15 protein-coding genes and 1 tRNA gene are annotated in these 18,940 nt (G+C 61.2%); 7 read left to right on the forward strand and 9 right to left on the reverse strand.

The window, feature by feature from the left end:
• Positions 1–4 precede the first annotated feature (4 nt).
• From R0J92_RS10845 to paaZ, 7 genes are all read right to left on the reverse strand, one after another.
• Positions 5–1,309 (reverse strand): ABC transporter substrate-binding protein, encoded by a 1,305-nt coding sequence (locus R0J92_RS10845; protein WP_411051679.1) that lies wholly within the window; start codon positions 1,307–1,309, stop codon positions 5–7.
• A 94-nt stretch (positions 1,310–1,403) separates the two neighbouring features.
• Positions 1,404–2,429, reverse strand: coding sequence for a LacI family DNA-binding transcriptional regulator (locus tag R0J92_RS10850; RefSeq protein WP_411051680.1), 1,026 nt, complete (start codon positions 2,427–2,429; stop codon positions 1,404–1,406).
• Between the two features lie 228 nt (positions 2,430–2,657).
• Positions 2,658–4,925, reverse strand: coding sequence for a methyl-accepting chemotaxis protein (locus tag R0J92_RS10855; protein ID WP_411051681.1), 2,268 nt, complete (start codon positions 4,923–4,925; stop codon positions 2,658–2,660).
• A 107-nt stretch (positions 4,926–5,032) separates the two neighbouring features.
• A complete protein-coding gene (locus tag R0J92_RS10860) occupies positions 5,033–7,807 on the reverse strand; it encodes a PAS domain S-box protein (RefSeq protein ID WP_411051682.1) in 2,775 nt (924 codons plus the stop codon).
• A 219-nt stretch (positions 7,808–8,026) separates the two neighbouring features.
• A tRNA-Met gene (locus R0J92_RS10865) sits at positions 8,027–8,103 on the reverse strand.
• A gap of 114 nt (positions 8,104–8,217) precedes the next feature.
• Positions 8,218–9,066 carry a PaaX family transcriptional regulator C-terminal domain-containing protein gene (locus R0J92_RS10870; protein ID WP_411051683.1) on the reverse strand — a complete coding sequence of 283 codons (849 nt, stop codon included), beginning with the start codon at positions 9,064–9,066 and terminating at the stop codon, positions 8,218–8,220.
• Positions 9,067–9,135: 69 nt separating this feature from the next.
• Positions 9,136–11,166: a phenylacetic acid degradation bifunctional protein PaaZ gene (gene paaZ / locus R0J92_RS10875; protein ID WP_411051684.1), complete on the reverse strand. Its 2,031-nt coding sequence runs from the start codon at positions 11,164–11,166 to the stop codon at positions 9,136–9,138.
• A 160-nt stretch (positions 11,167–11,326) separates the two neighbouring features.
• Between paaZ and paaG the strand changes: the two genes are divergently transcribed.
• The 5 genes from paaG to R0J92_RS10900 all read left to right on the forward strand — a co-directional run bounded on the left by paaG (position 11,327) and on the right by R0J92_RS10900 (position 14,983).
• Positions 11,327–12,112, forward strand: coding sequence for a 2-(1,2-epoxy-1,2-dihydrophenyl)acetyl-CoA isomerase PaaG (paaG, locus tag R0J92_RS10880; RefSeq protein WP_411051685.1), 786 nt, complete (start codon positions 11,327–11,329; stop codon positions 12,110–12,112).
• A gap of 9 nt (positions 12,113–12,121) precedes the next feature.
• Positions 12,122–12,571 carry a hydroxyphenylacetyl-CoA thioesterase PaaI gene (gene paaI, locus R0J92_RS10885; protein ID WP_411051764.1) on the forward strand — a complete coding sequence of 150 codons (450 nt, stop codon included), beginning with the start codon at positions 12,122–12,124 and terminating at the stop codon, positions 12,569–12,571.
• Positions 12,572–12,605: 34 nt separating this feature from the next.
• Positions 12,606–13,916 carry a phenylacetate--CoA ligase PaaK gene (gene paaK / locus R0J92_RS10890; protein ID WP_411051686.1) on the forward strand — a complete coding sequence of 437 codons (1,311 nt, stop codon included), beginning with the start codon at positions 12,606–12,608 and terminating at the stop codon, positions 13,914–13,916.
• A gap of 6 nt (positions 13,917–13,922) precedes the next feature.
• Positions 13,923–14,519, forward strand: coding sequence for a TetR/AcrR family transcriptional regulator (locus R0J92_RS10895; protein WP_106163811.1), 597 nt, complete (start codon positions 13,923–13,925; stop codon positions 14,517–14,519).
• A 203-nt stretch (positions 14,520–14,722) separates the two neighbouring features.
• A complete protein-coding gene (locus R0J92_RS10900; protein ID WP_106163810.1) occupies positions 14,723–14,983 on the forward strand; it encodes a glycine zipper 2TM domain-containing protein in 261 nt (86 codons plus the stop codon).
• Between the two features lie 160 nt (positions 14,984–15,143).
• Here the strand turns inward: R0J92_RS10900 and R0J92_RS10905 are convergent, their stop codons facing one another.
• A complete protein-coding gene (locus R0J92_RS10905) occupies positions 15,144–17,015 on the reverse strand; it encodes an OmpA family protein (RefSeq protein WP_411051687.1) in 1,872 nt (623 codons plus the stop codon).
• Positions 17,016–17,091: 76 nt separating this feature from the next.
• Here R0J92_RS10905 and R0J92_RS10910 point away from each other — a divergent pair, with 76 nt between their 5' ends.
• Entirely contained in the window at positions 17,092–17,223 is a 132-nt protein-coding gene (locus tag R0J92_RS10910) for a hypothetical protein (RefSeq protein ID WP_411051688.1), read from the forward strand.
• Between the two features lie 59 nt (positions 17,224–17,282).
• Positions 17,283–17,720 (forward strand): GNAT family N-acetyltransferase, encoded by a 438-nt coding sequence (locus tag R0J92_RS10915; RefSeq protein WP_411051689.1) that lies wholly within the window; start codon positions 17,283–17,285, stop codon positions 17,718–17,720.
• A 157-nt stretch (positions 17,721–17,877) separates the two neighbouring features.
• On the opposite strand, the gene trpS is transcribed toward R0J92_RS10915, so the two are convergent.
• A complete protein-coding gene (gene trpS, locus R0J92_RS10920) occupies positions 17,878–18,906 on the reverse strand; it encodes a tryptophan--tRNA ligase (protein WP_106163808.1) in 1,029 nt (342 codons plus the stop codon).
• Positions 18,907–18,940 lie beyond the last annotated feature (34 nt).

The raw sequence follows: 18,940 nt of genomic DNA on the forward strand, positions 1-18,940 counted from the left end.
GGCGTCAGTAGCCTGCGGCTTCCATTTCCTCGGATGTGAAGGCCTGCGCTTTTTCAAGCGCCTCATCCACGGTCTGTTGACCGGCGTAGACTGCCGAGAATTCCTGGCTGACCTGCGTCGCAATGCCTGCGAACTCCGGGATGGCCACGAACTGAATGCCAACATAGGGGACCGGGTCGACCGTTGGATTGGTCGGATCGGCCGCCTCGATGGATTTCAAGGTCATGTCGGCGAAGGGCACGTCCTGATATTCCGGCGTCTCGTAGAGAGAGGTCCGGGCGCCCGGAGGCACATTGGCCCAGCCTTCATTGGCCGCGACCAGTTCGATGTATTCCTTGGAGGTGGCCCATTCGATGAATTGCTTGGCAGCGGCCTCGTTGTTGGTGCCGGCAGGAATGCCGAGCGCCCAGGCCCAGAGCCAGTTGGCGCGCTTCTCGACACCGTCGTGGTTCGGCGCCAGGGCGAATCCGACCTTGTCCGCTACGGTGGATTCCTCCGGGTTGGTGACAAAGGATGCTGCCACGGTCGCGTCGATCCACATGCCGCATTTGCCCTGCTGGAACAGCGACAGGTTTTCGTTGAACCCGTTGGTCGAATAGCCCGGAGGGCCTGCGTCTTCCATCAGGTCGACAAAGAAGCTCAGTGCTTCTTTCCATTCCGGCTGGTCGAATTGTGCCGTCCAGTTCTCGTCGAACCAGCGCGCGCCAAAGGAGTTCGCGGTCGTGGTGATGAACGCGCCGCCTTCACCCCAGCCAGCCTTGCCGCGCAGGCAGATGCCGTTGATTTCCTTCTCGCGGTCGGTCATCGCGACGGCCGCGTCCCGGATGAACTCCCATGTGGGGGCCTCCGGCATGTCCAGACCGGCCTGTTCCATCAGGTCGGTGCGGTACATGATCATCGAGCTTTCGCCATAGAACGGCGCGGCATACAGCGTGCCGTCATGAGACAGGCCATTGCGCATCGCGGGCAGTATGTCGTTGATGTCATAGGCCTCGGAGAGGTCATCCAGCGGCACCAGCCAGCCGTTGTTGCCCCAGATCGGCGTCTCGTACATGCCGATGGTCATGATGTCGAACTGGCCACCCTTGGTGGTGATGTCGGTGGTCACGCGCTGGCGCAGCACGTTCTCTTCCAGTGTCACCCATTCGACCTCGATACCGGTCTCTTCGGTGAAGTGGTCCGAGTAGCCCTGCATTCGGATCATGTCGCCGTTATTCACGGTTGCGATGGTGATGGTTTCTGCAAAGCCCGCGCCGGCTGTTCCCAGCGACAACGCAGTGGCCGCACAAAGTGCGCTCCTCAAAGACATCCTCGTTCCTCCCTTGGTAGATGCTGCCATCACGCTAGGGGAGTTCACTGCGCGGCGTCAATCTAAATTTTACGCGCGTAAAATTTATGAGCGATCAGGCGGAGTCGCGCATGATCAGTTTGCCTTCGGATCTCGTGCTTTTCCAAGGTGATACATCGCCGTTGATCGCAGAGAACAGGGTGTCTGTCGCGGTTTTGGAGACGGCATCATAATCGTGCGACACAGTGGTCAACGGCGGACAAGTATAACGTCCGAAGGGGTGCCCATCGATTCCGGCCACCCGAATCGAGCATCCCTCAGTGCGCCCGACCTGCACCCCTTTTTCGTAACAGGCCGTCATCAGTCCGATAGCGAGGCGGTCATTGCTGCAGAGGATCGAGTTGGAATTGAACGCGTCCGACGACAGCGCCTCATGCCCGCCCAAACGCCCGATCTCCTCGAATTGCCAGCCTTCGCCCTCGACCGAGATCACCTGAGGCGTGTGGCCGAACTTTTGCATTGCGTCCAGGTAGCTTTGTCGACGTCGATGGGCATTCGGGTTGGCGGGGGTGCGCATTTCAAAGAAACTGGGCGGCTCTCCGGTCCGGCAGAGGTAGTCTGTCATCAGTTTGGTGAACTGAAAGTTGTCGGAGCCCACAAAAGCAATGCCAAATTGCTCCACATTGCTGTCAAAGAGCACGGTTGGTACATCTTCGCAAAATCGTTCAATGGCCTCCTTGTCTGAGGCCCGGCCCAAGGGGGCCAACAGCACCCCTGCAGGACGCATGGACAGAAGCGTGTCGAGTATGTCGGTTTCCAGCTCAGGCAGCCCGTGCGAACTGAACAAGGTAGGGCGGAACCCCGCGTCGATGCAGCGCTGCTCGAGGGTGCGGGCGATCTCGGCAAAAAACGGATCGGCGAGGAATGGAACCACGATGCCGATGTTCTTCGTCAGGCGCCGGTTCTGGTTCATGGCGTAGATGTTGGGACGGTAGTCATAGGTCTCCAGCGCCGCTTCGATCTTCTTGCGGGTGGAGGCGCGGACGCTGTCAGGGGCGTTGAAATACTTGGACAGGGTGGGGCGTGAGATGCCGCTCACACTGGCAAGCTCTTCCATGTTCCGGATTTTCGATTCTGACATGGAGGCCCTCCTTGCTGCCCCTCCCGGATACGGGCGGAGCGAGCGACGATCTGTTCTTCACCCATAGTGCGTCCAATTCTTTGCGGGCGCAAACTTTACAGGATGTGTTTGAGAAGGGTGATCGTCTTTTCCGGTTCAAAGCGCAAGCTGCCAGTGCCCGAATGAGCGCGTGCAGTCAAAGCGGCTGCCTGGCTGGTTGCCGTACGGGGAGAGTGCGCGCGTTCAGCCCTAGCCGTGTTGCACGTCTTGGGTATCAGGCAGGTCTTCCCAACGCGCGGGCGCATCCGCATCAATCGGTGCGTCAATTTGGAATCGGGAGGTGACCTGCGACAGCGTATTGGCTTCGCTCTGCAGGAGTTGACTGGAGGCGGAGGCCTCCTCTGCCATCGCCGTGTTCTGCTGGGTAACAGCATCCAACTCGCGCATGGCCGCGTTGATGTCGTCAAGGCCCTGCGATTGATGCTGAACCCCCCCGGCAATCTCGGAAATGAGATCGCTGACTGCGGTTACCTGTTGAATGATGCTGGTGAGGGCATCGCCTGCGCGGTCTACCATAGACACGCCATTGGCCACGTGCTCTTCACTCGCTGAGGTGAGCGCTTGGATCTCGCCAGCCGCTTCGGAGGCGCGCCGCGCAAGGTTGCGCACCTCGGAGGCCACCACCGCAAAGCCGGCGCCCGCTTCGCCGGCGCGGGCGGCCTCTACGCCAGCGTTCAGCGCCAGCAGATTGGTCTGAAAGGCGATGTCATCGATCAGGTTGATGAACTTGGAGATTTCGGCAGAGGCCTGCTGGATCTGATCCATCGCGGCCACGGCTGAGCGCACCACTTCGTTGCTCTGCTCGGCTTCACGACGGGTAACGCGCATGGTGCTGTCGACTTCCGTCGCCTTTTCCGCCGTGTCGCGCAGGCGCTGTGTGAGATCCTGCATGGCAGAGGCGGTCTTTTCCAGTGTGGAGCCCTGACTTTCAGTCCGTTCGGCCATGTCATTTGCTGCGGCCCGCTGTTCTTGAGAGAACCGATCCACATGGTGGGCGGCTTCGACCACTTCGCGCAGCGACTGCCGCAGGTTCTCCAGGCTGCGATTGTAGTTCTTGCGCAGGTCTTCGTAATGGGGGGAGAAGGCAGTGTTGATCTCGCAAACGAGGTTGCCCTCCTGCAGCTCGGAGAGAGCATGGCTCATTTCATCGACCACGAGATTGGTCTGCTTTCTTGAGTCTTCCTCGCGGCTGCTGGCCTCATCTGCGGAGGTCAGCTTGTCCCGAAAGGTGTCGAGGCTGCGCGCAAGATCACCGAACTCATCCCCGCGTGTCCGGCCGGGAATGTCGATGTCATAATCCTTGTTGGCCAGTGCGTTGGTGACGTCCCTCAGGTGGTGGATTGGGCGCGTGACCCGGTTGGCAGCTGCCCAAGAGACAATGATCGATACGACAAACGAGGCGCCAATGAGCGATAGCACCATCCATCGGATGCGATAGACCATCGCAAATGCGGTGTCGGAATCGGTTTCCATTATCAGCGACCAGTTGAACCCGGCAAGGTTGAGAGGAATGACCACGGCGGTTGCGCGCTGTCCTGCCGCGGTGACAACATCCTCGAACTGACCGGCCACCTGGTCGCGGGCGGCGGCGATGTGAAGGGCGTCCGGAAGTTCCGTCAGCATCTCGAAGGCGCCTTCCACGACGCTGGGACTGCGGGCAAGCCCATCCGGACTGACAAGAAAGATGTTCTCATGCGCAGTGTCGGCGAGATTCGCAGTCAGCGCGGACTGCACAAGTTCAGTGCCGATGCGTACGGCAATCACGCCAACTGTGTCGCCACGCTTGCTGAGGACGGGGGAGGCCAGAAACGCGGTGTTTGAGCCAGCGGGCGCATAGGGAGAGAAATCCTCGACCACAACGGCGCCGGGCTCCGCCGCAAGAGCCGCTTGAGCCACACGCGATAGTGGGGTGTCGGCGAGAACAGGACCAGTGATGTTCTCGGCGAAGTCGCCTTGCTTGTGAATTGAATACAAGACGAGCCCAGTCGGGCTGATCAAATAGATGTCCGAGTATCCATTCAATTCGGATGTTTGCACAAACGTTGGATGATACGTGACATGAGATTGACTGTAGTAGGAGCCATCGCCAGGATCGACCAGATCGGCGCGCTGTTCGGTATTGGGGTTCTCCGTCACGAAGTGTTTCTTCAGGTAGCCAATCTGATCATCGTCTTCGATCATGCCGATGACGCGCTCAAAATTGTTTATTGCGCGGAATGTGGTGGGCTGTGCAGCCAGGTTGACCACGTCACGTTGTGCCGCGCCAATGCTGAAGCTGAGGGCCTGTGCGCCCGCCTGTGCCTTGGAGGCCTGTGCGGAGGCCACATTCTCGCGAATGCTGCGCTCTGCCATCGTGTAGATCAGAAATGACACGGTAATGACAAAGGCCACTGTGAGGACAACCATCAGCACAGGGAGTTTCAGCTTTAGTGAAACGGAAGAGGCCTTCAACAACACAGTCGTACTCCTTCGAGGGGGCTCTGATCTACGCGACCGGCCAAGCTTCGCATGGATTCCCTAAAATAAGGTTCGCGCCTGTTTGACTGGATGGCCTGCGGGGTGACCTATGGCTGTGGCGGAGGCAACACGCGCCCGTGTTGGGCGATCAAATGCGCGAGCGTGTTGAGGTCGACCGGCTTTCCCAGAAGGGCGCTGATCACGTCCTCAGAGAGGTTCGGGTCGGAGAGTTTACGTGCCAGGGCAGTGACAATCACGATGGGTAGATCGCCATCTGCAGATTTCGCCGCCTGAGCAAGCTGACCACCGTTTTGGCCGGGCATATTATAGTCCGTGACGAGGAACGACCAAAGGCCCGGGTCTTCCTTGATCGCTTCCAGAGCTTCATCCGGGTGCAGGCAGATGCTGACCTCGGCGCCAAGGCGTTCCAGGAAGGCGGCAATGGATTCCGCAACCTGTGCGTCGTCATCTACCAACAGGATCAGCTGACCATCCAGCCGCACGGAGCCAATGTCCTCGTCACTGATCCGCGTGACTGAATAGTCGGACAGTGGAAGGAAGATTTCCACACGTGTGCCATGGCCCTCCTGGCTGAGGATGCGTATGGCTCCTTCGTGGCTGCGAATGATCTCGGCGATGGCCATCATGCCGATACCGCTGCCACGTTGCCCCTTGGTCGAGCAATGCTCGTGAAACAGACGTCCAAGCACGTCGGCGGGAATGCCCGAGCCAGAGTCCTCAACCGTGTAGCGCGCGTAGGCCTGCTCCGGGTCGATGCTGCCAATTGCGAGGGGCAGATCCATCAGGTCGATACCTGCAAACCGTTTCAGACATTGGTGGATCTGGCCGGGACGCCCGCCAAGTGCATCCTGCGCGTTCTGCACCAGATTGAGCGCCACACGCAGAAGGTCGGATGGATAGCACAGCATCTCCATCTCCGCGTCATCCAGATCAAGTGTGAAACGGGTTTCCGCGGACAAGGCGCTGCGCAAAAGGTCCTGAGATTCGCTCATGAGATTACGCAGATCGATCATGCTTTGATTGTCGGCCGACATGCCGAGGTCGAGAAAGCGATTGATCATCTTGGCCGCGCGCGAGGAGGCGGCATTGATCCGTTCGGAATAGAGCTGCACCTTGTCCGGTGCGGTGCGTTCGTTGAGCAGGGCCGAGTGGCCGTTGATCACCGCCAGCAGGTTGTTGAAGTCATGTGCGACACCCGCGGCCAGCCGTCCGATGCTTTCGTTTTTCTCGAAGTCATGCAGCTTCTTGTCAAAGCTTGCGCGGGCGTCTTCGTATTCGATGCGTCTGGTGATGTCGCGAACCACGACAATGCGCATCTTGTCGTCGATCCGCGTGACGCAGACCTCGAATGTGAGTTTCTTGCCATCGACATGCGCGCGCATCTCGATCTGGGCAAAGCCCAGGCTTTCGACTTTAGGGCGCACCTCGACCGAAAGCCGAGCCACATCCTCGGCCAGAAATGCATCGCACCATTTCCGGCCGAGAATACTGCTGGGAGGACTAGCTCCAAAAATGCGGGCAAAGGCCGGGTTGGCATATGCGATACGCGCGCTGCGTTCGACGATCGCGATGCCTTCGGTGGTGCTGTCCATCGCGGCCGCGCGTTGTTTCAGCTCCCGCTCGGCCCGTTTTATCTCTGTGACATCGGTGCCGGTGATAACATGTCCGCCCTCGCTGCTGTCAAAGCTGCGGATAAGGAAAACAGCGCCATCAGAGCAGGTCAGTTCCAGGTTCTGGGCGCAGTCTTCAACCCGTTTGACAAAGGTCGCGATGGCCTGATGCGGGCGCATCTCCGTGCCATAGAGCTCGTGCAGCAGCCGGTGCATGGCCGTGTTTGCATACAGCACCTCGCCATCAGCTCCGGTCGCGAGAATGGCGCTGCTCACGGCCTCCATTGCGGATTCGATGCGCTGCTCAAGCTGGTGCACGACTTCAAGCGTTTGCGCCTGTTCAGTGACATCAGTATGGGTCGCCAGCATGTAACGCAGGCTGCCGAAGGTGTCCCGAATGGGGGTAAGGCTGATCTCGTCCAGAAAGGGTGTCCCGTTCTTTCGTGAGTTCCAGACCCGATATCGTCCGCGTTGTCCGGCGGAGAAAGCCGCCGCCATACTCTCCAGATCCGCGCCGGGGCGAAAGCGATCCGTGATGAATTGCATACCCATTGCATCCGCGAGCGTGCGTCCAGACAGGGCCTCGAACGCGCGGTTGACATATACAACTGCGCTTCCCTGTTCCGCTGGGTCCACCAACATGACGGGCACTTCGGCATTCTCCAGAACCGAGGCCAGAAGTGCATGGCGGTCATCCGTGCGAATGCCGCGCAGGGCGTGACTCATCATGACGGTCATGCGGTCAAGCACCTTGGCCTTATCCGTATCGAAGTAGTCGACGCTTGGGTGCCAGCAGAGCACAACCAGCATTTGTCCCCCCTCGCGCCGAAAGGGAGCCGAGATCAGGCTGCCTGTGCTGCGGGCGCTGACCAGCCCGGCAGCCGGGGCGCGGCAGACGCTCAGATTTTTGATCTGACGGTGGCGGGCGAACCAGTCGAAGATGTCCGGTGTCAGCGCCGGCTGTGTCCGCAATGGGTGTAGAACAGTGGGGCGGCTTTGCGGGACGCCGAACATTCCTTCGGCGACATCACCGATCACGGTGACCTCATGGGCGCCGATGGCGTCCTTCAATGCGTCCGATAGAGCGTCGAGTATGTCTGCTCGTGTGTTGGCCTTGTTCATGGCCTCAACGCCGCACAGCATCGCGTTCGCCATTTTCAGATTGCGCCGATCCTTGCGTCGCGTCTGCTCAAGCGCGGAAATGCGCTCTTGCTGCTTACTCTGCGGAAAAGGATCAGGACGGATGCTCATGCGCTGTAACTTAGGCGCTGGATCCTTAAGGTTCGGTGCAAATAATCCAGAGAATTGCGCCAAGCTGATGCGCAGAGCCTGGCAGACACGCGATGTGGGAGGAGAGATGCAGCGCCAAGATAGACAGGCAGGGCAAGCCCAGAAACACTCATCGCGACGAGGCGTTTCGCCTCTTCCGACAGGCGAACCCATTCATCAAGCCGGTAAGTATGGGAAGGGTGGTAGCGGAGGAGGGACTTGAACCCCCGACACGCGGATTATGATTCCGCTGCTCTAACCAACTGAGCTACTCCGCCGCTCGCTGTGTGGAGGCGATTTACGGAATGCCGCCCAGAGGGTCAAGTGCGAAATCTCTAAGAAGGGTGGTTTTGGAAAAGTTTTTTCCAACCACGCCGCATTGCCATTTGATTTCAATGGGCTGCATCAGGCGATGGCGGTATGTCCAAAGTCATGGGCAGCGGCTCGGCGGTTTCGAGTTCCGACAGGCTGGGTTGCGGGAGCTGCTCCAATAGCTCAAAGACCTTTGTCCGACAGGATTCTCCGGTCCAGTCGGCTGGGTGAAACTGCACGGGCAGCCTCGGATGACGCAATACGATCCGCCTCCAGCGGTGCACGAGCAGCGTCCGCAGGCAGGCGCGGCGTAAGGGATCCAGCTCAGGCGGGGCCCCATGAGGGGCAAGTGCGGCATCCAGTGACGCACAGCTCTGGCGCAGCAGGATGGGGAACAGCTCCTCCTGCAACCATGTGGGAACGCTTTCGATCCGTGCGTTCGCGATCAAAAGATCGGACATGGGCGCAGGCGCGGGGCCGGGAGCCAAGCCGGTGTGGCGGTTGACGCGGATCACGCCGTCCGGCGCGCCCTCGCTGAGGGCATCCAGAAGTTCCAGACCACTGGGGGTGCCCGCGATCAGCAGATGCCACTCTGCCGTGGTGCAGGCGGTCCGGTCATAGATGCGGGGGGTGACCTGAGCAGACTGCACGCGCCCGTGAGGGGCGAGGAAATGCACGGATCCGCGCCCGCTTCGTTTGCTGTCGGTCCAGCCATCCTTGCGCAGTCGATGCAGCGCGACGCGGATGGCTTCGGGCTTGATGCCGAGCGGTGTGATCACGCGGGTGAGGGCCGCGCTGCTGATGCCAGCGCCATCATCCTGTGCCATGTCCCCGAGGAACGACACGATGATCGACCAAACGCGTTGACCCTGAGGCTCTGCAAGTGCCTCTACCGCCGTCGTAAACCAGTCGTGTGCGTTTGTTGTCATGAGGTCAGGATAAGGGCGGGCGCAGGTAAGCGCCAGCCCTCATGCCTGCAATTGGACGCGTATAAACGATCAGAATGCGACCATGGTCAGCAGCTCGTATTCGGCCACCATCTCGTCATCTTGATTGGTCAGGGTGACATGCCAGCGCACTTCGCCGTAGTCCGCGTTGCGCGGGGTCTTGGCCTTGACGGTCAGGCGCACCTTGATGCTGTCGCCCGGCACCACGGGTTTCATGAAGCGCAGGCTGTCGAGGCCGGTGTTGGCCAGTACCGGTCCTTCTTCGGGCTGAACGAACATACCGGCGGCAAAGGACAAGAGCAGATAGCCATGCGCAACCCGTCCCGGGAAGAACGGGTTCCGTTCGGCGGCCGCGTCATCCATGTGGGCATAGAAGGTATCGCCGGTGAACTGCGCAAAATGGGCGATGTCGTCGCTGGTCACGGTGCGCGGCGCGGTATTGAGCGTCTCGCCAATGGCCAGCGCACCGAAGCGGCGGGTGAAGGGATGTGCGGCATCGCTTGTTTCGGGGGCGCCGGGAATCCAGGTGCCGGTGATGGCTGAGAGGATCTCCGGGCTGCCCTGCACGGCGGTGCGCTGCATGTAGTGTTTCACGGCGCGCACGCCGCCCAGTTCCTCGCCACCGCCAGCGCGACCGGGACCACCGTGCACCATATGGGGCAGGGGGGAGCCGTGGCCTGTGGACTCCTTCATCGAGGTGGCGTTGTTGATATAGACCCGTCCGTGGAAGGCGGCGATGTTCAGTGTCACCTCACGCGCCACCACAGGGTCGGCAGTGATGAGAGAGGCGACGAGGGAGCCTTGGCCGCGATTGGCCAGTGCGGCTGCATGCGCAAGGTCGCGGTAGCCCATCACGGTGGAGACGGGGCCAAAGGCCTCGGTGTCGTGGACATGTTGGGCGGCGTCGGGGTCCGCGCAATGGAACAGCATCGGCGGCACAAAGGCACCCTTGTCCTTGTCGGCGCCCTCAACGGTGAAGTCGTCGGGGTCGCCAAAAACCCGCGTGGCCTCGGTAGCGATCTTGGCGGCTTGCTCCAGCACATCGCGTTTCTGCGCGGCGGAGACCAGCGCACCCATGCGGGTGCTGTCGGCGCGCGGGTCACCAATGGTGATTTTTGCCAGCGCGGTGCTCAGCCCCTCAATAACGGCGTCAACCTGTGCGTCGGGTACGATGATGCGGCGGATGGCGGTACATTTCTGCCCCGCTTTGGTGGTCATTTCGCGCTGCACTTCCTTGAGGAACAGGTCGAATTCCGCGCTGCCGGGTGTTGTGTCGGGGCCGAGTATCGACGCGTTGAGGCTGTCTTGTTCTGCGACGAACCGTACGGAGTTTTCAACGATTGCAGGCGTTTGCCGTAGTTTCAGCGCGGTCGCGGCAGAGCCGGTAAAGCTCACCACATCCTGACAGGTCAGCCGGTCCAGCATGTCGCCAATGCCGCCGCTCACCAGCTGTAGCGCGCCTTCCGGCAGAAGGCCGCTGTCCAGCATCAGGCGCATGGCGGCCTCGGTGACGTAGCAGGTGGCGGTTGCGGGTTTTACGATGGCCGGAACACCTGCGAGCAGGGTCGGCGCGAGCTTTTCGAGCATGCCCCAGACCGGGAAGTTGAAGGCGTTGATATGCACCGCAACACCAGGCAGCGAGGTGCAGATGTGCTGGCCCATAAAGCTGCCGTGGCGCGACAGTTGCTCGACCGCGCCGTCGGTGTAGACCGTGCTGTCGGGCATCTCGCGCCGCCCCTTGGAGGCGAATACAAACGTCGTTCCGATACCGCCGTCCACGTCGATCAGGTGGTCCTTCTGCGTCGCGCCGGTGTCAAAGCTCAGGTCATACAGGTCCTGTTTGTGGGCGTCCAAATGCTGCGCCAGCGCCTTGAGCATGCGGGCGCGGTCATGAAAGGTCATGGAGCGCAGGCCGGGTCCACCGATGTTGCGGGCATAATCGAGCATCGCTTGCACATCGAGCGTGGCATTGCCTGCGCGGGCGATCACCTCGCCGGTGATGGCAGAGGCAATCTCGCGTGCGCTGTTGTCGGGCTGGATCCATTCTCCGGCGGCAAAGCTCGCCACATCTTTCGGGCACATAGGCTGCGTCTCCCTGAAGTCTGTTGTGCAAATACAGTGCCAGCGCCCGATTTCGGGGCGGCGCATTTTCCTGATGAGAAATATTGACCGTCCGGTCGGTTTATGCAAGTCTTTTCCCAATTGGGCGCAAGATCGCCCGCCGTGGGCAAGGGGAGGCATCATGGAACAGAGCATTCTGACGCAGGATCACGGGACGTGGTGCGAGATTACGCTGAACCGCCCGGATCGGCTCAATGCGTTTAACGACGAGATGCATCTGGCCCTGCGTGCCGCACTGGAAGAGGCGCGCGATTCTGGCAAGCGGGCGCTTTTGCTGACGGGCGCGGGGCGGGGATTTTGCGCGGGGCAGGATCTGTCAGCGCGCGACCCGGATGCGGCGAGTGGGCCGGTGGATCTGGGCTATACGGTGCGCACGTTTTATGCGCCGCTGGTGAATTTGATCCGCGCGTTGGAGTTTCCGGTGGTCTGCGCGGTGAACGGCGTGGCGGCGGGCGCCGGGGCAAACCTGTCGCTGGCCGCAGACATCGTGCTGGCGAGCCAGAGCGCGAAGTTCATCCAGTCCTTTGCCAAGGTCGGGCTGATCCCCGACACCGCCGGCAGCTACCACCTGCCGCGCCTGCTGGGCGAAGCGCGCGCCAAGGCGTTGGCGCTGACCGGAGAGCCTCTGAGCGCCGAGCAAGCCGCTGATTGGGGGCTGATCTGGAAATGCGTCGCCGATGATGTGCTGATGAATGAGGCGCGCGCCCTGACGGCCAAGCTCGCCGATGGGCCGACGCTGGGGCTGGGCCTGACCAAATCGCTGATCCAGACCTCGGGGGGCTATACGCTGGCCGAGCAGCTGGAGCGCGAGGCGGATGCGATGAAGACCTGTGGCGAGAGCGCTGATTACGCCGAAGGCGTGCGGGCATTTCTGGAAAAACGCCAGCCAGCGTTCCGCGGAGAATAGCGCATGACCATGACCGCAAAGACCCGCGCCGAGAAATCCGCCGCTGCCATGTGGGCCGACGATCAGGCGTCCAAATGGGCCGGTATGGGCATTGAGCGCGTCGATGAGGGCAGTGCCGCGCTGGCGCTGACCGTCGAGGCGCATCACTGCAACGGCCATGGGATCTGCCATGGCGGTGTGATCTTCATGCTCGCCGACAGCGCCTTTGCCTTTGCATGCAACAGCCGCAATCAGGCGACGGTGGCGCAGCACAACATGATCAGTTTTGTCGCGCCGGGGCGCAAAGGCGACCGGCTGCTGGCCGAGGCTCGCGAAGTCTCGCTGGCCGGGCGCAGCGGGCTCTATGACGTGAGCGTCAAAAATCAGGACGGGCAGCTGATCGCGGAAATGCGCGGCTGTTCTCGCGCAATCAAGGGGCAGCTGTTTGAGGAGGCAGCTCCCCCGGTGGCTCAGGACTGAGCCGCAGAAGATCAAGGGACGTTGGAGGATACCTATGCGTGATTTGACACCCAACCGGGCCGAGCTGGACCCGATCGAGATTGCGTCCATCGACGAGATCCGTAGCCTGCAACTGCAGCGTCTGAAATGGTCGCTGCGCCATGCCTACGACAATGTGGCGATGTACAAAGCGCGGTTCGATGCAGCCGGCGTGCATCCGGACGACCTGCAGGAGCTGTCCGATCTGGCGAAGTTCCCCTTCACCACCAAGGGCGATCTGCGCGATGCCTATCCATTTGGTATGTTTGCTGTCCCGCGCGAGCAGATCCTTCGGGTGCATGCGTCCTCCGGCACCACGGGGAAGCCGACGGTGGTGGGTTACACGCAGAAGGACATCGACACCTGGGCGGACCTCTTGGCACGGTCCTTGCGTGCGTCCGGCCTGCGGCGCGGCGATATGGTGCATAACGCCTATGGCTATGGGCTGTTTACTGGCGGGCTTGGCGCGCATTACGGCATTGAGCGCCTGGGCGCGACGGTGGTGCCGATGTCGGGCGGCCAGACCGAAAAGCAAGTGACGCTGATCGAGGATTTCCGCCCCGACGGCATCATGGTGACGCCGTCCTATATGCTCAACATCCTGGAGCAATATCACCGCATGGGGATCGACCCGCGCAGCTCTTCGCTCAAGGTCGGCGTCTTTGGCGCCGAACCATGGACGGACGCCATGCGCAAGGAGGTCGAGGCGGCGTTTGATATGCATGCGGTTGATATCTATGGTCTTTCAGAGATCATGGGGCCGGGCGTTGCCAATGAATGTGTGGAGACCAAGGACGGACCAGTCATCTGGGAGGATCACTTCCTGCCGGAAATCATCGACCCGGAAACCGGCGCGGTGCTGCCGGATGGTGAGCTGGGCGAGCTGGTCTTTACCACGCTCACCAAGGAAGGCCTGCCGATGGTGCGCTACCGCACCCGTGACCTGACACGCCTGCTGCCGGGCACTGCGCGCTCCATGCGGCGGATGGCGAAAATCACCGGACGGTCGGACGACATGATCATCCTGCGCGGTGTCAATGTCTTCCCCAGCCAGATCGAAGAGCAGATGCTGACGGTGGAGGCGCTCGCGCCCTATTACCAGATCGAGCTTGTCAGTAAGGGCCGAATGGACGCGATGCGCATCCATGTGGAGGTACTGCCAGCGGCCACCGCGCCTGAACAGCGCGCCACCTGCACCGCGCAGCTGGCCAAGCGGATCAAGGATATCGTGGGCATCTCGGCAGAGATTCTGGTCGGCGATCCCGGCAGCGTCGAACGTTCGCAGGGCAAGGCCCGCCGTGTCGTCGACAACCGTGTGAAAGGATAAGCTCCCGTGGCCCGGACCATTGCCAAAGACCACGATCAGAAACGGGCGCAGATACTGTCGGCCTCGGCGCGGCTGTTCGCCGAGGAGGGCTATGACCGGGCCTCGATGACCCAGATCGCAAGGGCTTGCGGGATCTCGAAGGCGAATATCTACCACTACTACGAGGGCAAGGACGCGCTGCTGTTCGACCTTCTGGACAATTACCTGAGCGGCCTGCGGGATCGGGTCTGCGGGCTGGATCTGGACGGGCTCGATCCGGTGGCGCGGCTGCGGTGTATCCTAACCGAGGTGCTGCTGGCCTATGAGGGCGCGGATCACGAGCACAAGGTACAGCTCAACGCGATGTCGGCGCTGCCGGAGGCGCAGCAGGAGCATTTGCGCGCCTATCAGCGTGAAATGGTGAAATGCATGAGCACGGCTATTCGGGACGCTGCACCCGACACGCTGGGGACTGACAAGGGCAAGCTGCGCGCAGTCACCATGTCGGTCTTTGGCATGTTGAACTGGCACTACATGTGGAACGCCGGGGCCGATACCGAGGACCGCAAGGGCTATGCCGATCTGGTGGCACGGCTGACACTTGAAGGGGTGGCGGGGCTGTAACCGGCCAGCGCGCCGGGCTTCGGCAGATCTTTGCTGTAGTCGCTGAGCCGATTGTCTAAAATGTTGGGAACATTCCGGCGCGCACTACGTTCATGTGTAGACGAAACACCTTGACCGGTGCAGCGACCGGGTGGCGCGACAGGGCAATCGCTCTGCGCTTTTCCCCTCCTGCCTGATCCGGTCATCAGAGAGGAGATGGGAATATGTCGAAGACTACTGGCGTCATTGCGGCGCTGTTTGCAGCAAGTGTCTTTGTGGCGGGGTGCTCCGACAATCAGGACATCAATGCCGTCACCGGCGCGCTGGCGGGTGCGGCGGTCGGCAACCAAGTCGGCTCCGGCAGCGGCAAAACCGCCGCGACGCTCATCGGCGGCGCCGTTGGTGCTCAGGTTGGCGCAAACGCACCGCGTCAGTGCACCTATCGCAACAGTGCCGGTCAGACCTACAAGGCCGCTTGCCCGTAACCTGTCTGGACCAAGGCCACATGACAGCAGCCGCTCCGACTGGAGCGGCTGTTTTTTTGTCGACCTCTATGCGAACGCGTTTGAAGCGGAACAGGTGTTGCAACAAAAAAGCCCCGGCGCAGTGCCGGGGCAAATCGTTTTCGGGTCTGGTCGTCAGGGCTTACTGCCGTGACGCCAGCAGCGGTGTGATCCGGCGCACGGTGACGCGACGATTGGCCCGTTCGGCGTCCAGCACCGGCACCGCGAGGTCGCTTTCGCCATAGCCCTGAATGACCATGTTCTCCGGCGGCACATCGAAATACTCGGTCAGCGCCAGCGCCACGGTCTCCGCCCTACGATCCGACAGCGCGAGGTTGTAGGTCGCCGCCCCCACCGCATCGGTGTGGCCCTCGATCAGGAAAACCTCGGTCGGGGTCCGTTCCACCATCTGGCGCAGAGCATTGCCCAGGTCTGTCAGCTCTTCGGCCTGTTCCGGGCGGATCACCGAGGAGCCGGTCTCGAAGGTCACCTTGTCGACGTTGATTTCAGGCACCAGGCGGCGCACCGCGTCGATGCTGCGCACCTGGGCGAGGGAAAAGCGCCGGTTGATGCCTTCGGGCTGTTGTGCAGCAAGGGCTGCGGCCAGATCTTCGGGTGAAATACTGCCATCACTCGCGACGGCGTTGCGTCGCGGTGCCGCCGTAGGCAGGTCGTTTACCACCACCTTTTCGGCCTCCTGGGTGTCGTCGAACAGCACCACGGTGCGGCCATCGGGCAGGGCTTTGCTGCGGCGCAAAACGCGACCGTCGGCGGCGCGGATGGTCTCGACCTCGACGCCATCCTCACGGGTCACCACGGTGCGGGTGGAGCCATCTTTGAACTGGTAGGTCTTCACGTTGGAGCCGGGCTGACGCAGCAGCGCATCGTCGTTCTTGATGATGCGATACTGGCCGTCCTGTTCGACCACGGCGCGGTCCCCGCTGTTGGAAACCACCGTTTCGCCGGATTTCAGCAATTGACCAACGGCAAGGGCACCCAACCCCAGCAGGGCAGCCTTTTCCAGCTTTGAGAGACCATCGTCATCGTCCTGTTCCGCCGCCGGGGCCTGTGGCGCGGCGTCGGCAGAGGCGGTCTCGTTGACCTTGGTGTCGAACTCCTCGTCAGAGCTGCGCGCTGTGTCTTCGGTGACGGTTTCCTCGATCACCTCTGCATCGGCCTCGCTGCCGTCAGAGGCAGCCGCTGCTGCCGCGGCGGTCTCGGTGTCGGATTCTGCAAGTGCGTCGGCCTGTTGCTGGCTGTCGCGTTCTGTCACTTCGGGGTTGTCGACGGGCTGGTCCTCGGCAATTTCAGCCTCAGCCTCAGCCTCAGCCTCAGCCTCAGCCTCAGCCTCAGCCTCAGCCTCAGCCTCAGCCTCAGCCTCAGCGGTGACGTCCGCGTTTTGTGTTGCAAGGTCCTCCGCTACGGCCTCAGCGGTTTCATCTGTTGCAGCCTCTGTCTCTGCAGTCGCCTCCACCTCAGGAGTAGTATCCTCCGATTGCTCGACCTCGGCAGGTTGCTCCGCTTCAGCGGCCTCTGTCGTCTCGGCCACGGCAGCGTTTTCTGCTGTCTCGTCAGGATCGACGGTCGCTTCGGCCTCAGCGGCAGCGGCTTCTTCCTGAGGTTCTTCTTGCACCTCGCCTTCCGCTGGCGTCTCAGCCTCTGCTTCGGCCTGCGCGGTGTCCTCTAGCGCCTGTTCAAGACCGCCTACGTCTTCGCCATCAGGGGCGAGTTCGGAAAGAACAGACCCTGATTGCAGCTCAACGGGCAGCGCTGCATCAAAGGCGCCCTCACCATACTGCGTGCAGAATTGGGCAATGAGATCATCCCCTTCGGCCTGCGCATCCTGCTCGGCACTTTCGCGGCAGCGCTCCACCAGCGCGGCAATCTCGGTCTCGCTCATCTGGCTGAGATCGAATGTCGCCACGCCTTCAACCTGAGCCACACCCGGCATCGGGGCCGCCAGCGAGGCGATCACGGCCAATGCGGTGGCCGATTTGAAAAATTCCGGTTTCATCGCGCGTCCTTTCCTGTGTCAGCACGTAACTGTGGTTGTGAAACGCAGAAGTCGGACAAAAGTTGCATCCTGCAGAATGCCAGACCAAACAGGCTTTCCTGTCGCATCGCTGGCCCAGTTCTCCCGCGACTGGCATGTCGCTGCGGTTCATCACTCATACGGCGAGGGGCGCAGCGAACCCAGTGTGATGGATATTGCACTGTGGTAGGACAGGCGGTTGCAGCTAAATGGCTTGAGAAACCTACCTATCCATAGCATCATCCGAGCATGCATGACATTTCCATTTCAAGCGCCACAAATGATGATGCATCTAGTCTTGCGGCGATCCGTGTGGTGGCAATGAGACCGAGCCTCGAAGCCGTTGGCCGGTTCGATCCCGACCGTGCACGCAAGCGCTTTCTCGAAACATATGACCCTCGTGATACCCAGATCATTCGAGATGGGGAGGATCTAGTTGGTTTCTATGTCGTGCGAATACGCCCCGATCATCTTTACCTCGACCACGTTTATATCCATCCCACGCATCAGGGCCGCGGTCTGGGACGCAATATCGTTTGGTCGGTTCAGGATCAGGCACGAGAGATGGGGCTGCCTTTGCGGCTCCTGGCGCTTCGCGGTAGCCCGGCGAATGACTTCTACCTTTCGTGCGGCTTCGTGCTGGAGAAGTCCGACGACCTCGATAACTACTACACGTGGCAGCCTTAGAGGTCCGCCAGCCACGGCTCTTGAATGAAACATGCGGGCGTACGCGGCGATGGTCTGGTTCGAAACGCTCTTCCGCAGCGTTCGACACATCACGCAGACGCAAGGGCCGCCTCTGGAGACGGCCCTTGGCATGTCGAAGCAGGAGCTGTTGATCTGGTCAGATCTCGACCGGGGCCACCAGCCCGACGATGTCGTAGGTCTTGCGCAGGATCGGCGCAGTGATCTCGCGGGCGCGCTCGGAGCCGCGTGCGAGGATCTTGTCGATCTCGTCCTGATTTTCCATCAACCGGGCCATTTCGGTGGTGATCGGCGACATTTTCTCAACGGCCAGATCCGCCAGCATCGGCTTGAATTCCGAGAACTGCCGGCCGCCCACATCCGCCAGCACCTGATCTACCGACTGGCCGGACATGGCCGCGTAGATGTTGACCAGGTTGCGGGCCTCCGGGCGATCCTCCAGCCCCTCGGCCTCGGAGGGCAGCGCCTCCGGGTCGGTCTTGGCCTTGCGGATCTTCTTGGCGATGGTGTCGGCATCATCGGTCAGGTTGATGCGGCTGGCATCCGAGACGTCGGATTTCGACATCTTCTTGGAGCCATCGCGCAGGCTCATCACCCGGGTGGCCGCACCCTCGATCACCGGCTCGGTCAGCGGGAAGAAATCAACACCGTAGTCGTGGTTGAACTTGGTCGCGATGTCGCGCGTCAGTTCAAGGTGCTGTTTCTGATCCTCGCCCACCGGCACATGGGTGGCGTGGTAGATCAGGATGTCCGCGGCCATCAGCGACGGATAGGCGAGAAGACCCAGCGAAGCGTTCTGCTGGTTCTTGCCTGCCTTGTCCTTCCACTGGGTCATCCGCTGCATCCAGCCCATGCGGGCGACACAGTTGAAGATCCAGGCCAGTTGCGCATGCTCGGGCACCTGACTCTGGTTGATCAGAATGGATTTTTCCGGATCAAGCCCGGCGGCAATGAACCCGGCGCAGAGCTCGCGGGTGGCTTTCTTCAGGTCAGTCGGGTCCTGCCAGACAGTGATCGCATGCAGGTCGACCATGCAGTAGATGGACTCCACATCGCGCGCCTGCCAGTCGACAAACCGCTTCAGGGCACCGAGGTAATTCCCCAGATGCAGATTGCCCGAAGGCTGGATGCCTGAAAAGACACGCGGAGTGAAGCTGGTTTCGCTCATGGTCGAAAACTCCCGTCTGGAATTATGCACCATC

This window comes from Tritonibacter sp. SIMBA_163, from assembly GCF_046535935.1.
Taxonomy (GTDB): domain Bacteria; phylum Pseudomonadota; class Alphaproteobacteria; order Rhodobacterales; family Rhodobacteraceae; genus Epibacterium; species Epibacterium scottomollicae.